Source organism: Lysinibacillus sp. G4S2 (assembly GCF_030348505.1).
Classification (GTDB): Bacteria; Bacillota; Bacilli; order Bacillales_A; family Planococcaceae; genus Lysinibacillus.
The window spans coordinates 455,399-470,585 of record NZ_JAUCFJ010000002.1; the positions used below are offsets into that span (position 1 = coordinate 455,399).

The 15,187-nt window shown below is 38.0% G+C and carries 13 protein-coding genes and 2 pseudogenes; 10 read left to right on the top strand and 5 right to left on the bottom strand.

Going from position 1 to position 15,187, the window contains the following annotated elements; genetic code table 11:
• The first annotated feature begins 248 nt into the window (after positions 1–248).
• Both QUF91_RS02575 and QUF91_RS02580 read left to right on the top strand, forming a co-directional pair.
• Entirely contained in the window at positions 249–1,001 is a 753-nt protein-coding gene (locus tag QUF91_RS02575; RefSeq protein ID WP_285395583.1) for a threonine/serine exporter family protein, read from the top strand.
• Between the two features lie 12 nt (positions 1,002–1,013).
• The gene (locus QUF91_RS02580; protein ID WP_285395581.1) at positions 1,014–1,481 is read left to right on the top strand and encodes a threonine/serine exporter family protein; all 468 of its coding nucleotides are present in this window, start codon (positions 1,014–1,016) and stop codon (positions 1,479–1,481) included.
• On the opposite strand, the gene QUF91_RS02585 is transcribed toward QUF91_RS02580, so the two are convergent.
• The 5 genes from QUF91_RS02585 to QUF91_RS02605 are packed head-to-tail and all read right to left on the bottom strand — an operon-like array spanning position 1,469 to position 4,641.
• Positions 1,469–1,630, bottom strand: a complete 162-nt coding sequence (locus tag QUF91_RS02585; RefSeq protein ID WP_289416741.1) for a hypothetical protein — start codon at positions 1,628–1,630, stop codon at positions 1,469–1,471. The genes QUF91_RS02580 and QUF91_RS02585 overlap by 13 nt on opposite strands.
• On the bottom strand, positions 1,627–1,896 hold the full coding sequence (locus QUF91_RS02590; RefSeq protein WP_289416742.1) for a hypothetical protein: 270 nt from the start codon (positions 1,894–1,896) through the stop codon (positions 1,627–1,629). Before QUF91_RS02590 ends, QUF91_RS02585 begins: the two co-directional genes overlap by 4 nt.
• On the bottom strand, positions 1,893–2,264 hold the full coding sequence (locus QUF91_RS02595; protein ID WP_289416743.1) for a hypothetical protein: 372 nt from the start codon (positions 2,262–2,264) through the stop codon (positions 1,893–1,895). Before QUF91_RS02595 ends, QUF91_RS02590 begins: the two co-directional genes overlap by 4 nt.
• Entirely contained in the window at positions 2,261–2,593 is a 333-nt protein-coding gene (locus tag QUF91_RS02600) for a hypothetical protein (protein ID WP_289416744.1), read from the bottom strand. Before QUF91_RS02600 ends, QUF91_RS02595 begins: the two co-directional genes overlap by 4 nt.
• 26 nt (positions 2,594–2,619) lie before the next feature.
• Entirely contained in the window at positions 2,620–4,641 is a 2,022-nt protein-coding gene (locus tag QUF91_RS02605) for a GGDEF domain-containing phosphodiesterase (protein WP_289416745.1), read from the bottom strand.
• Between the two features lie 186 nt (positions 4,642–4,827).
• Here QUF91_RS02605 and QUF91_RS28255 point away from each other — a divergent pair.
• The 8 genes and pseudogenes from QUF91_RS28255 (at position 4,828) to QUF91_RS02655 (ending at position 15,155) form a co-directional block, all read left to right on the top strand.
• Positions 4,828–5,756 (top strand): annotated as a pseudogene (locus QUF91_RS28255) (DMT family transporter).
• A 61-nt stretch (positions 5,757–5,817) separates the two neighbouring features.
• A complete protein-coding gene (locus QUF91_RS02620) occupies positions 5,818–5,988 on the top strand; it encodes a hypothetical protein (RefSeq protein WP_289416747.1) in 171 nt (56 codons plus the stop codon).
• Complete coding sequence (locus QUF91_RS02625) at positions 5,985–7,706, top strand: ABC transporter ATP-binding protein (RefSeq protein WP_289416748.1); 1,722 nt, start codon at positions 5,985–5,987, stop codon at positions 7,704–7,706. Before QUF91_RS02620 ends, QUF91_RS02625 begins: the two co-directional genes overlap by 4 nt.
• The gene (locus QUF91_RS02630) at positions 7,706–9,538 is read left to right on the top strand and encodes an ABC transporter ATP-binding protein (protein WP_289416749.1); all 1,833 of its coding nucleotides are present in this window, start codon (positions 7,706–7,708) and stop codon (positions 9,536–9,538) included. Before QUF91_RS02625 ends, QUF91_RS02630 begins: the two co-directional genes overlap by 1 nt.
• A 610-nt stretch (positions 9,539–10,148) precedes the next feature.
• Entirely contained in the window at positions 10,149–11,015 is an 867-nt protein-coding gene (locus tag QUF91_RS02635) for a GNAT family N-acetyltransferase (RefSeq protein ID WP_289416750.1), read from the top strand.
• A 1,441-nt stretch (positions 11,016–12,456) separates the two neighbouring features.
• Positions 12,457–12,933: pseudogene (locus tag QUF91_RS28260) on the top strand (WxL domain-containing protein).
• A 185-nt stretch (positions 12,934–13,118) separates the two neighbouring features.
• A complete protein-coding gene (locus QUF91_RS02650; RefSeq protein WP_289416753.1) occupies positions 13,119–13,904 on the top strand; it encodes a WxL domain-containing protein in 786 nt (261 codons plus the stop codon).
• Between the two features lie 237 nt (positions 13,905–14,141).
• Positions 14,142–15,155, top strand: coding sequence for a WxLIP family cell surface protein (locus tag QUF91_RS02655; protein WP_289416754.1), 1,014 nt, complete (start codon positions 14,142–14,144; stop codon positions 15,153–15,155).
• The last annotated feature ends 32 nt before the right edge of the window (positions 15,156–15,187 follow it).

Here is a 15,187-nt window from a genome sequence, read left to right on the forward strand (position 1 = left end):
CGCTCCTTTCCTTATTTATTCTTCTATATAATCAGACGTGTTAGTCATTGAAAAAGTTATATGAATCTACGAACTTTTGTAATCAATTTATAGGGAACCGATCTTCATGAATAAATAACTCAATAACTTACACTTTTCAGCATATGACAGCCAAAGTGTTTTTGTTAAAAGTTAAAACTTTCAGTTGAGTTTTTATGTGCATTTCGATACTATGGGCAAGGAACCTTTTGAAGGAGGCAGATAGCTTAATGGCTTTACATGAAGCGGATAATGAATTTACGATTGACTGCTTATTACTTGCAGGGCGTATTATGATTGAAAGTGGTGCAGAAACATACCGTGTGGAGGATACGATGCTACGCATGGCACATTCTCAAAATATGCTGGATGCGCAATGTTATGCCACACCAACAGGGATCATTTTTTCTTTAGGCAAGACACAGCCAACGAGAATCACATCGATTTCCAACAGAATTACAGATTTACAAAAAATAGCCTTGGTAAATTCAGTATCTCGGAGACTCACATCTCACATGATAACATTAGAAGACGCTTATGACGAGCTAAAGTCGATACAAAAAACAAATTATTTTTTGCCAACATATATTCAAGTCATAGCAGCAGCTCTTTCGAGTGGTTGTTTCCTTATAATGTTTAAGGGGGGATGGTCTGATTTTCCGGTTGCATTTTTAGCGGGAGGGTTAGGCTTCCTAGTGCTTGTGATGATAAATCATTTAACAAAAGTAAAATTTTTCTCAGAATTTACGGCTTCATTAGTAATAGGATATATTGCTGTCTTAGCAGTGAACTATGGCTATGGTGCGGAATTAGACAAAATTATCATTAGCTCCGTTATGCCGCTCGTACCAGGTATTTTAATTACGAATGCAGTTCGAGATTTAATGGCAGGTCATTTTATGTCAGGGATGGCAAAGGGAGCGGAAGCTTTTTTAACGGCTTTTGCCATTGGTGCAGCTATTGCTGTCACTTTATCGTTTTAGGAGGCAGACGACATGGACTATATCATACAATTGATTGTTAGTTTTTTTGCCACTGCTGGTATCGCAATAATATTTAATGTACCTAGAAAAGCCTTACTTTATTGTGTTTTGGTTGGGGTAATAGGCTGGATGATATATTTCGTCCTAACAGAACATGGAATGGATGTTGTGAATGCCTCATTCTATAGCGCATTTGTAATTGCTATTGTTGCGCATTTATATGCTCGACGCTTTAAAATGCCAATGATTATTTTTATTGTTGGTGGTATCATCCCGTTAGTTCCGGGAGGTATGGCTTACAATGCAATGAGAAATGTTGTAGAAGATGATTATTTACAGGGGCTACAGTATGGATTAAAGGCATTTTTAATTACAGGTGCCATCGTTATGGGGCTTGTATTCGCAGAGGTATTTATACAGCTTATTTTCCGTTCTGTCCGTACTAGTAAAGCGACATTCCAGAAGGTTTATAAGAAATAAGGCTTTACAGCAAATGTAGGGGAGAACATGGCGGATAGAAAGGCCAGAGCGACGGATAGAAGCCAGAGCGGCGGATAGAAAGGCCAAATGACGGATAGAAAAGTCAAAGTGACGGATAGAAAGGCCAGAGCGAAGGATAGAAAAGTCAAAGTGACGGATAGAAGCCAGAGCGACGGATAGAAAGGCCAGAGCGAAGGATAGAAAAGTCAAAGTGCCGGATAGAAAGACCAGAGCGACGGATAGAAAGGCCAAAGTGGCGGATAGAAGCCAGAGCGATGGATAGAAGAGTCAAAGTGCCGGATAAAAAGACTAGAGCGACGGATAGAAAGCCAAAGTGCCGGATAGAAGCCAGAGCGACGGATAGAAAGGCCAGAGTGGCGGATAGAAAGACCAGAGCGACGGATAGAAAGGTCAAAGCGGCGGATAGAAGCCAGAGCGACGGATAGAAAGGCCAGAGTGGCGGATAGAAAGACCAGAGCGACGGATAGAAAAGTCAAAGTGACGGATAGAAAGACCAGAGCGACGGATAGAAAAGTCGAAGTGACGGATAAAAAGACTAGAGCGAAGGATAGAAAGCCAAAGTGACGGATAGAAGCCAGAGCGACGGATAGAAAGACCAGAGCGACGGATAGAAAGGTCAAAGCGACGGATAGAAAGCCAAAGCGAAGGATAGAAAGCCAAAGTGACGGATAGAAAAGCCAAAGTGACGGATAAAAAGACTAGAGCGAAGGATAGAAAGCCAAAGTGACGGATAGAAGCCAAAGTGACGGATAGAAAGGTCAAAGCGGCGGATAGAAAGGCCAGAGCGACGGATAGAAGCCAGAGCGATGGATAGAAAGGTCAAAATGACGGATAGAAAGACCAGAGCGACGGATAGAAAAGTCAAAGTGACGGATAGAAAAGTCAAAGTGACGGATAGAAAAGTCAAAGTGACGGATAGAAAGCCAAAGTGACGGATAGAAGCCAGAGCGACGGATAGAAAGGTCAAAGTGGCGGATAGAAAGGCCAGAGCGACGGATAGAAAAGTCAAAGTGACGGATAGAAGCCAGAGCGACGGATAAAAAAGCCAAAGCCAAAGAAATAATAAACACGAAAAAGGAGGTTACGTTCATAAACGTAGCCTCCTTCTTTAAATTAACTATTTAACGAGTAGTGCTGCAATTTCCTCAGCAGTAGTTGGTTTACTAATATAGTAACCTTGAATCGCATCACAGCCATAAGAAGTCAAAAGGTCTGCTTGTTCAGCTGTTTCAACACCTTCTGCTACAACTCTAAGTTCCATAGATTTTCCGAGTTGTACCATACCGTTTATTAGCTTTTGTGTTTTTTCAGATTTTAATAAAGAACTTGTAAATGCTTTATCGATTTTCAATGTTTCTATTGGTAAAATCTGCATATATCTGAATGAGCCATATCCGGTACCGAAATCATCTAGTATAAAGGCGATACCTTCATTTTCAAGCTTACGCATTTGCTGCGTGATAAAGGTAGCAACTTCTGCTTCTAAGGCAAATTTCTCTGTAATTTCAATTTGAATAAGATTTGCGGGACAGCCTGTTTTCTCTAACATTTCAAGTATTGAATTTGCCATGTTTTTATCACGGAATTCGCGTACAGAAGAGTTAATGGATACTTTTAAGTCAAGACCGGCTTTTTTCCAGATTAGAGCCTGTTCACAAGCTTTTTCTAACATAAAGGAACCGATATTATTAATGAGACCCGTTTCCTCAGCAATTGGTATCAGCTCATCAGGTGAGACAACGCCTATTACTTCATCTTCCCAACGGACTAATGCTTCTACAGCTGTGATGTTACCTGAAGAAACATCAAATTGTGGCTGATAAAGGACTTTTAGATTTTTTTGGTCAAGTGCCTGAAGTAAACGTTTTTCAATTAAAGCTTTCCGATTTAATGCCTTATGTGTTGCTTTTGATAGCGCGACGACTCTATCGCCACCTGCTTCGCGAACAGTTGTAATCGTAGCAATGGATGCCTTCATTAATTGGGAGAATGTAGTTTGATCCTCAGGGTAACGTGTAATTCCTCCACTAATAGAAATAGGGACAGCAACGTTACTATTATAAATTGGATGCTGTTGTAAGTAAGACAGGAAGCCCTGAATAAACCATTCACTTAAAGGTGTGATTACAACAAAATCATTTTCGTTAATGCGTGCCATTGTGCTATCTTGGAAATACATTTTTATACGATTTGTAAATTCCACGATAAGACCTTGATCGATTTGATGATCATGCAACTCTTTAAGCGTATAAAATTTATCGATACTTAAATAGACGAAAGAAAAGTTTCTTTCTTCCTCAATCATGCTGGAAATCACTTTTTCAAGTCGATGTGCATTCATGAGACCTGTTTCTGTATCGATATAAGCGATTTTTTCAAGCTGATGTTGTATCGTCTTTGACTTCGTAATATCTTTTTCAATTAAAATAAATTGTTGCTCATTTACTTCGAGATTAAATGTTGGGATAGCTGTTAGAAGTACCCAATAAGACTGGCCTGTTTTTGTGACTTTTTCGACTTCACCTTGCCACGTGTGACCATTGTTTAAATTACGCCAAATAGTATTTGTGATTTTTTCACTCACTTCATCATCAGGGAATAACTGCCAAAATGTTTTGCCGATAACGCGCTTAGGTGTCCATTGACTCGTTTTTAGAAATTCAGCATTACATTCTAAAATAAATCCATCCTGATCAAGTGTTACTGTCATAAACGTCGAGTCTAAGCCCTGTTTTAAGTCTACTAAAGTACTGCTATTTGAGACAGAATTAATCATTAATTCTGGTAACATAAACATCATAAGAATGAAACGCTCTCCTTGTTCAGTAAATGGTTTAGCTAGCAGCGCTGTCGTAATTTCTTCATTTGTATATGTGTTCATATGAATTTGATTTATATGCGTACTGTCATCATTTTGTAAAATTGTTTGAAACGTCTCTAATGAAAGCTGGCGTAGTAAATTTTCATGAATGAATGAAGCAGTACGTTCTTTAGTATCAGTAGCTGAAAAACCAAATAGCTGTTCAGCAAGTTTTCCCAAAATAATAACTTGTCCATCTTGATTCATGACAATGGCAGGAAAAGGAAGTGAATTTAAATAATGTTCATCAATCGTAAATGATTTGTGCATATGACTCATGATTATTCGATCTCCTTGCGTAATCTATATATACTAATATTATAGTTAATTATCGGGAATTAGTCATTATGAATATATTTGTAAATATTTGATAATGAAAAAAACTAGGACTTTTTCAGTGAAACCCAAGAAAATAATTGGAGAAAAATAACATTTTTTAGTATGTATATAGGAAGTAAGAATTGTATAAAACGGTTAACAGAAATAGTATATATCGGCTCTAGTTCGATGTTATGGGAGCAACTGGATCTTTAATGAAGTGGTTACTCAATCATACACCATTGACAGTTTCCTTTATGTTAACAATTCTTTTATCGGTTGCAGGACTTACATATTTATCTTCATTCAGCAGGGGTTTGGATACCCACATTGATCGTTAACTGGAAAAGATATTTTCAATATTGGGCGTACAGTTTGCTTTCGTGGCAGCGATCAACGAAAGTAATGCTGTATTAGCTACCTTTTTACATTTTTTAGCACCGATATTTATTGTTGCTTTTGTCATTCCTATTTTAAAGAAATTTCCCCCTAAATATCAAGTGATAGGGATTATTGGTATGCTTTCAGGTCTTTTTCTCCTACTAACGAACGCTTCTTTTGGTTCTTTGTTAGTTAGTAATAAAGCCTTATTATAGAGATTAGCCGTTGGTCTAACGTTTGCCTTCTACATATTGTATCCTGCACGTTTGATGAAAGAATGGAGTGTACTACTTGTTGTCGAGTGGGGAATGCTTATAGGTGGTGTAATGCTAGAAATATTAGTTGTGTTTGGCAGTCATATTTGTGATTTGTTTTAAGGTTACATGCTAAATGATTGCTTTAGCTTCTTTTAGCGGGTGTCTAAACATCCATTGAAAGAAGTTAAAGCCTCCGAATGCAATTATGCCGAAGTAAAATTGATTATTCTTCGGAAATGTGGCTTTCATACTGTTTTTAAGTAGCTTGAAATATATTACAGCAGTTGAGATTAGTATTCTTTCTAGTATTGAACCACTAGCTGCTATGGTTATTTCAGTAATCGTGTTTGAAGCATCATTAGGTTTTGGCAATTAGTTGGTGTGTTCGTTATGCTTGTTTGTGTAACATGGCTTTCGGTAGCGGGAGAAAAAGCATAAATATACTATCAGCGTAGGAGCTTACGACTATCTTTGAATTATAGAGAACATCTTCATTCAAATGAAGATAATGCCTCCGAACGTATTGTTTGTCGGTAGCGACAGCAACAAATGTTTTCTGTACGAAAGCAAAGCGACAGCAACAAATGTTTTCTGTGCGAAAGCGAAGCGTCAGCTACAATTACGCCAAGGCGAAATTGATTTTTTACTAGGACAAGGGGGAATAGTGTGAAACAAATTTTTTCCTATGTAAAGCCTTATAAATGGACTGCATTTATTGCGTTAGGTTTGATGTTGTTGGAATTATTTGTCGAGCTTGCTCAGCCACTTATAATGGCTAAAATCATAGATGATGGAGTGCGAGCTCAAAACCAGGGGATGATTTTGCAATGGGGGGCTGTTTTACTTGCCTTATCCTTCGTAGCCTTTATAGCTGGTGTCGTGAATTCATATTTTTCATCGCATACAGCACAAAGCTTTTCCTATGATTTACGGAATGCACTGTTTGAAAAAATACAATCCTTTACTTTAACTACGTATCAAAAATTCTCAACGGCTTCCCTTATTACAAGGTTAACGAATGATGTGACACAAGTACAGACGGTGTTATTTATGAGTTTGCGTATCATGCTTCGGGCACCACTTGCCGTAGTTGGTAGCATTGTGATGGCTTTTGTTGTGAATGCAAAGCTAGCGTTGTTTTTAGTTATTGGTGCACCAATTATCCTCATTTTTCTTGTTTTTATGGTGGTAAAAGGTGTGTCTTATTTTGGACTTGTGCAGAAGAGAATAGACCGCTTAAATCGAGTTTTACAGGAAAATTTACAGGCAATTCGATTGGTGAAGGCTTATTTACGTGGTGCTTATGAAGCGTCGCGTTTCGATGAGGTCGCCTCACGTTTAAAAATTGATACAGTAAAGGCTCTTCGCACAATGGAGTACATTATGCCAGTACTGTTATTCATCATGAATATGAGCTTACTTGCAGTGCTGTGGTTTGGGACAAAGCAAATAGCTTCAGGTACAACACCACTTGGAGATGTTGTGGCTATTGTCAATTATGCAATGCGCATGACAGGATCGTTTTCGATGTTTGCCTTTATTATTATTTTTTATGCGCGTGCAAAAGCCTCAGCAGAGCGTATGGCAGAGGTCCTTTCGACTGAGAATGAGATTGAGCTACCGTCATCCTCAGAGAAAACATCTAATGACTTGAATTTTGGCGAACTAGCTTTCGAGCATGTTAGTTTTACTTATCCTGGGGGAGACTTGCCTGTACTATCCGATGTCAGCTTCCGAGTGAAATCTGGTGAAAAGTTAGCCATTATGGGGGCAACAGGTGCAGGGAAATCAACGTTGCTACAGCTTATTCCACGCTTCTACGATGTCACAGAAGGCAAAATAGTAGTAGAGGGGAAAGATGTACAGCAATGGGATTTACAAGAACTGCGCGAAATCATCGGCTATGTTCCACAACAGTCTCTATTATTTACGGGAAGCATTGCTGATAATGTTCGTTGGGGCGATACAGAGGCTGAAATGGATGCAGTGCTACAGGCGACAATGCAAGCGCAAATCCATGCTTCTGTGGAGGATTTCCCGAACGGATACGAGACAAGGGTCGGTCAGAAGGGTGTCAATCTTTCTGGTGGTCAAAAACAAAGATTATCTATTGCTAGAGCGTTATTAAGAAAAGGGCATATATTAATGCTCGATGATAGTACAAGTGCGCTTGATGTGAAAACGGAGCAGGCATTATGGGAGGCATTGAGTGAAGAACAAGCAACAATGCTAGTAGTCACTCAAAAAATTCGTACAGCAAAAGGTGCGGATCGAATCTTACTCATTGATGCAGGAAAAGTGGTCGCATATGGGACACATGAAGAGCTATTGCAAACTTCAGTGCTCTATGAAAAAATCGCAATTTCCCAACAGGAGGTGGAGGAATAATGGGATTTTTCCAAAAACCTTTTGACTATGAACCGATTTTGACGAAAGATGATGTGAAGCAGGCTGTTAAGAAAAAGAAGGGACCTCGTGCGACAGATTGGAAAAGTACACTGTTGCGTTTATGGAAAATTGTTGATGAACAACGTGTACTATTAATCGTTGTGCTGTTACTTGTCACGGTGAGCTCCATATTAGCTCTCCTTGGGCCATATTTAATCGGTAAAATGATTGACATGTATGTGATGCACGGAAAGCTTACAGGTCTAGGTAACGGAATTATGCTGTTAATCGGCATTTATGCGCTATTAGCAGTAGCATTATTTTTACAAAACTATTGGATGATCGGTATCGCTCAGCAAACAATTTATAGATTGCGAACGAGTGTATTTGCCCATTTCCAAAGACTGCCGATAACTTTTTTCGATCGTCGTCAGCACGGAGAATTAATGAGTCGAATGACGAACGATATTGAAGCAGTTAGCTCAACATTAAATAGTTCCTTTATCCAAGTGTTTTCTAGTGTATTAACGCTTACAGGAACAGTGATCATCATGTTAAGCTTAAGTCCTTTACTAACAGTATTAACGATGACAATTATACCGATTATGTTTTGGGCAATGCGTTGGGTCACACGGAGAACAGCACCATTATTTAAAGAGCAGCAAGCGGCCATAGGGGCACTGAATGGCATGATTGAAGAAACGATTTCGGGCCAGCGAATTGTGAAGGCTTTCTCACAAGAGGAACGAATGAAAGAGGAGTTTCGCGAAAAAAGTTTACGATTAAAAAGAACCGGCTTTTGGGCACAGACATACTCGGGATATATTCCAAAGGTCATGAACTTTTTAAACAATATGAGCTTTACAATTGTTGCTGGTATTGGAGGCGTACTTGCTCTTTATGGTCATGTGTCGATCGGAGTCATTGTTATTTTCACAGAATACGCAAGGCAATTTACACGACCATTAAATGATTTGGCCAATCAATTTAATACAGTACTGTCAGCAATTGCTGGTGCTGAGCGTGTATTTGCGTTACTGGATGAACAGCCTGAAGAGGAAGCTGCTTCAGCACAAAAGCATAAACTATTAGGACAAGTGAGCTTTCAACATGTGCACTTTAAATATGAGCAAGAAGAGGAAGCTTACACTTTAAAGGACGTTAATTTTAATGTAGAGCCTGGACAGACGGTAGCTCTAGTTGGAGCAACTGGAGCGGGGAAAACAACGATCTTACAGCTGATTGCAAGATTTTATGAGGTAACAAAGGGTGAGGTTTTATTTGATGGCGTGAACGTTCAGCAAATAGAACGACAAGCATTGCGCTCGCAAATGGCCTTTGTGTTACAGGATCCGTTTTTATTTGAAGCATCTGTACGTGAAAATATTCGTTATGGTCGATTAGATGCTAGTGATGAAGAAATAGAAGAAGCGGCAAAGCGTGCAAATGCACATGACTTTATTATGAAGCTAAAGGATGGCTATGACACAATACTTGCAGCAGATGGTCGTGAAATCTCGCAAGGTCAAAAGCAGTTACTGTCCATTGCACGAGCATTGATTGCAGACCCGAAAATTTTGTTGTTGGATGAGGCGACTAGTAGCATTGATACTGTGACGGAGCTGTCGATTCAAGAGGCTCTAGAGATGTTAATGCAGGGACGCACAAGCTTTGTTATTGCTCACCGCTTAAATACAGTGCACAATGCCGATATTGTGCTTGTTATGCACAAAGGTGAGTTAGTCGAAGTGGGCCCACAACAAGAGTTAATTGAATCAGGTGGCATTTATGCACAGATGCTACAATCTTCATCTCATCATCTTGATGAGTAGGGATACTTTGAAGATTTATCGAAACAAAATGGCGTTTTATCGAAACTATTTGAACGTTTATCGAGACTTTATCTCGTTTTATCGAAACTATTTGAGCATTTATCGAAAAACAATCTCTTGAACTACCTTTTCGTAGCAGTTCACACACAGTGAGCTGCTTTTTTGACAATTTGAGCGTTTATCGGAACAACTTAATTTTCTACCCAAAAAACGACTCAATCAGTTTTCTTCTAAGCTCAAATATATTTCCGAATTTTCATGTAATTTACCATTAAAATGGTATAATTGAGAATAAAACCTAAAAATCAGAAGTGTAGTTTGTCTAGTAAAAAAGTTGATTGTACGCCCCCCACACTAGATGAGCCATAATTGATTATAAAATAAAGGCATTTGTTGACGATAAATAAAATGTAAATCTAATTATATGGATCTATAGTTTCTAGTTAGTTTTAGTCATTTTATAGATGGACAGTAGTAAAAATCTGTTTGACTTTTCTGTTATTTAAAGTGAAATTGCTGATTATTAGAAGTTACAATTATATTTTGTTGCCAGCTTATTTTATTTCTTGCTAAAATAGGGCAATAGTCTGATACAAGAACGGAGTAAAGAATGAATATTTCGGTGATTACAGTGTCTTTTCCGTTAGATGGGGAAACATTAAATGAATTAAAATTATTATGTGAAGAAGCGACTACACATGACTATCGTGTATATGAAACTGCTATGAGTTTACCTATGGCGAGTTCCTTTGAATCGAAGGGCTTTATGGTACTTGCTTATGAAGACGACAAAGATATGTTAGTTGGCGCAGCAAGTGCAATAGATTTAATGGGCCTTCATACATATGAATGGTCTTTAGTTGTCACACCTACATACCGTCAAATGGGAATTGGAACCGCTTTAGTTGAGGTTTTACAAGCCGGCCTTAATGAGCGTGGCGCAGAAGGGCAATTGGCGGTAGTGATAGATGGCTCACCTTTTGGACACACATTTATTGAAAAGAAGGGCTTTACATATAGCTTTTCAGAGGCAACTTTAGAAACAAGAGCAGAGTCAGTAGAATTAAAGGATGATATCGAAATTATTCCTTATGCAGGTGAACAGGCAGAGCTGATTGCCATCTATAGTGCAGCATTTGGAGATCTACCTGAAGAGTCTGAGGAGCTAATCGCTTTTAATACGTCAACGACTGGAAGAAAACTATGGGTAGCACGTAAAGCCGGAAAAATTGTTGGAACAGTGACGACTGCTCAGGAGAATGAAATTCAATGGGTCACAGCATTGGCAGTTCATCCAAATTGTGAGGGGCAAGGGATTGGTACTGCGATGCTTTCGTTTTCTAAGGATTATGCGAGCAAAATTGGTGCGAAATTCGTCATGCTGGATGTAGAAATCGACAATAGAAAGGCGCTTTCTGTTTATGAGAAGGCAGGCTTTATGAAAGCTCAGCAAATAGATTATTTCGTAAAACAATAAGTGAAGAGTGAAGAGTGAGGAGTGTGCTTTTATGCATCGCTCCTCACTTTTTTGTGTCCAGCAGAAGCAGAAAATTTCCTGATGGAGATAGACGAACTACATAAAAGGATAGATAAGTTTTTCTTTCAACGTCAATTCCAAGGAAACATCATGCGAACCCGGAATATAAGGTTGAAAAAAATAGTCGTGATGATGCAATAAACAGTTTATCAAAATATGTTCAAAAGTAAGCAAAGATTGATTTGCATCTTTTCCTGGAAGGTTTTACGCTTAATAAGCCAATAATTGTTAAGAGATAAAAGGATGTCCGATAAAAGGATGTCCTTTTTTCGTTTCTTAAATGGGAAAATTTTAGCTCATCACCAAAACGTGTGGTTGATTTCCGTTCCGACTGGGCGCTTTGTTGCTGACGCTTCGCTTTCGCACAGAAAACATTTGTTGTTGCTATCGCTAAGCTTTCGCACAGAGCAAAGCTTCCTGGGGGCGTCCGATGAGCCGCTTCACTCGCGGCAGGGTCTCATCTGTGACGCTGATCCCAAAGGAGTCGCCCAGCCCTAACGAAGGTCAACTTATATACATCATCCACAACTTTTGTTGATGAGCCATAATTTTATATAAAAGTTGAATAATAGTTCTATTTAATCCTGAGGTCATGTCATTACACAAGATCCAATGTTTTCAACAATACTCGTTTATAAATAATCTAATTTATAAACTTATTAATTTCAAATTCACTATTATCAAATTATGCAAGAAAAGCAATAAAAATTGATTTTTATTATTTTGTAAAATGCGTTACACTTGCTAACTGTAAAAGGTGAAAAGTAAAAATAAACATAAAAGAGAAAAAATATGTTTAAAGAAGTTCAGTTTGAGGTATATATTAAGTGTAAAAAGTAAACAATCTTGTATTTGTGGTAATGGTAGTGCTATTTTACGTACTTCTTTTTACCTGATTCAGAAGGGATAGCATTGTTTGAAGACTTAGAAAAAATCCACAAACGGGATATGCATCTTATTTAGGAATAATAATTTAGGAGTGTGTTATTTACCGTATCAGCAATTTATCTGATTCGTTAATAATAAATAAAATACAAACGATGGAACGAGCTGATGATTTTAACTATGAGCAGGATGCCCTTTTTTGCTCAATAATTGTAATAATATTACATAAAATGAAAAGATAGTTAAAATTCGATCTTATTGTTGTAAGAATCCACAAAACGAGAGATATATCTTTTTGGAATTTTAGGAGTGTTATTTACCGTATCAGTATTTTGTCTGATACGTAAATATAAAAAATACAAATGAGAGGGGAGGTTAACCTATGAATAACAAGACAATACCAAGTTGCAGCAATCGCCGTGGTACTAAGTGGGATGGTTATCTCACCATCATTTTCTTCAGCAAATGGCAAAGGAGTCACTAATCAAATGTAACGGTGGAATTTATTCCGAATTCAGATCCGCAAAGTCCAGTAGACCTAAAAAATACTGATCCAGAGAAGCAAGTGGATCCAGTAGATTCGTTTAACCCAGGAACTGGTGGTCCTCTAAGCATTGAATACGCATCAAACCTTGATTTTGATGTTCATGAAATTTCAAATAAAAATATGACTTAATGAGCGAAGGACAAGAGTTGCGTTCTGAGGAGAATAAAAATAGGTATGTACCAAACTACGTCCAAATCTCAGATAAGTGTGGAATAAATGCGGACTGTTAAACAAGAAGACCAGTTTTCTAATGCGATAACACAACATAAAGAACTAACAGGCTCCCAAATCAAACTTGTGAAGCCAACTGCCGCAGGTAAAACAGAAGTGACACCGCCAACAGCTGCTGAAGTAATTACATTAGATCCAAATGAAGATGGGTCACTTGTCATGTCAGCAAAGCTAACTGAAAGGGCTGTTCTTTGAGTAAACCTTTGGGGGACAGTAGAAGAGATGACTGATGACCGAGAGAGAAAGTTCAAAAAAATAAAGCAATTACCCTTACTATTCCAGGGAAAACGCAAAAAAAGATGCCGTTAAATACAGTACAAAATTAACATGGAGCTTAACGGATGCTCCAAGTAACAAATAATAAAAAAGGATGATGAAAAATGAAAATTAATAGTAATTTAAAAGCGCTAGGCGTTGCAGCAACAATGCTAACAAGTTTCGTATTAGGAGGGAGCGCAACTGCCTTTGCAGAGGAAGGCAAAAAACCTGGCGGCGTATATACATCTAAAACAATTATCCAATTTGAAGCATCTGAAGGCATCATAACACCGCCAGTAGATCCAACTAACCCAGAAAACCCGGATCCGGTAATTCCTGTAGATCCAACTGATCCAGACAAGCCAGTAGACCCAGGAACACCTGGTCCATTAAGTATTGACTATGCTTCTAGCTTAGACTTTGGTATGCAAAAAATTACTTCTACTACTCAAATTTACAAAGCAAAAGCACAACTATTTAAAGGAGATCGTGGACCCGGTCCGAACTATGTTCAAGTTTCAGATACTCGTGGGACAGATGCAGGTTGGTCACTGCAAGTGAAGCAAAACGGTCAATTCAAGTCCGTGAAAGGTAAGATATTAGATGGAGCTGAAATTACTTTTAAGAATGCACAGGTGAATACTGCTTCTGCATCTCCAAAACCATCTATTTCCAAATCTAAATTTAGTTTAAAGCCAGATGGAAATGGTGTAGCTGAAAATATTATGACCGCTAAAGTAAACGAAGGTTCTGGTACTTACGTTTTAGCATTTGGTGATAACAATACAGGAGGAAATAGTATTGAACTTAATGTCCCAGGTGCAACTACAAAATATGCAGAAAAATATTCTACATCATTAACTTGGACACTTACGGACGTACCTGGAAAAGAAACAGAAACAAAATAAACATAATCATGATGGGGGACTATCATAAAAAATAGGATCCTATCGTTTCATTGCAATATGTTTATATACAGGTAAAAACCCGTGTGAACTCCTACTAATTCTATTGACAATAAAGCAATAGGAGCACCACGCCTTCGCGACATTTCTGTTGCTCCATTGCTAGAGGAGAATATAGCGGGTTTTTACCATAATTAATAACTTAGAAGATTCTTTTAGACAGTAAGGATGGTAGAAATTATGAGAAAAAATACGTTATTGACCTTAATTGGAATATTAATGGTAAGTCTAGTGTGGTTTACACCATTTGCTTCTGCATCTGAATTTAATTTTGGTGTATATACCGTTATTCCAGATAACCAAATTGATAAACAACAATCTTATTTCAATTTAAAGATGGTGCCGAACCAAAAGCAGACATTAACGATTCAATTAAAAAATGATACGGAAGATGATGTCGTTATTGAGCCTAAAATTCATTCAGCTACAACAAACCTTAATGGTGTTGTAGAGTATGGCCCTACAAACGCTGAACGTGATTCTACATTGCCTTATGAGTTAGGGGATTTAATTACAACAGAAAAAGAGATTAAGGTTCCGGCTAAAGGGAGTAAAGATCTATATCTAAATGTAACGATGCCTGAAGAGGAATTTGATGGTATTTTAGCAGGCGGTATTACGTTAGAAGAGAAAAAAACATCGGCAACTACGGAGGAAACAAATAAAGGTTTAAGTATTGAAAATAAATATGCATATGTAGTAGGAATTACCCTACAAGAGACGGATGAAGAAGTGCAACAAGATTTACAATTACACGATGTTAAAGCGGGCCAAGTGAATGCACGCAATGTCATTAATGCGACGCTTCAAAATCCAACGGCAACGTATTTAAACCGTTTTGAAGTGGAGGCAGAAGTTACGAAAAAAGGGAAAACAGAAGTGCTCTACGAATCGAATAAACAAGACATGCAAGTGGCGCCGAATTCCAACTTTGATTATCCGATTGAATTGAATGGGGAAAAATTCAAAACTGGAGAATATACATTACATTTAAAGGCTAAGTCTAGCAAAGAATCATGGGAATTTGAGAAAGACTTTGCCATTAAAGGTGAAGAAGCGCAGAAATTCAATGCAACAGATGTATCGATTGAAGGTCCGAATTATCTAGCTTATATGGTAGGGTTGCTAAGTTTGCTAGTGGTAGGGTTACTGTCATTCATTATTTATAGTAGGAAGAAGCAGAAAAAGCAATAAGAAATGAATAATGAATTGATAAAAAATACGCC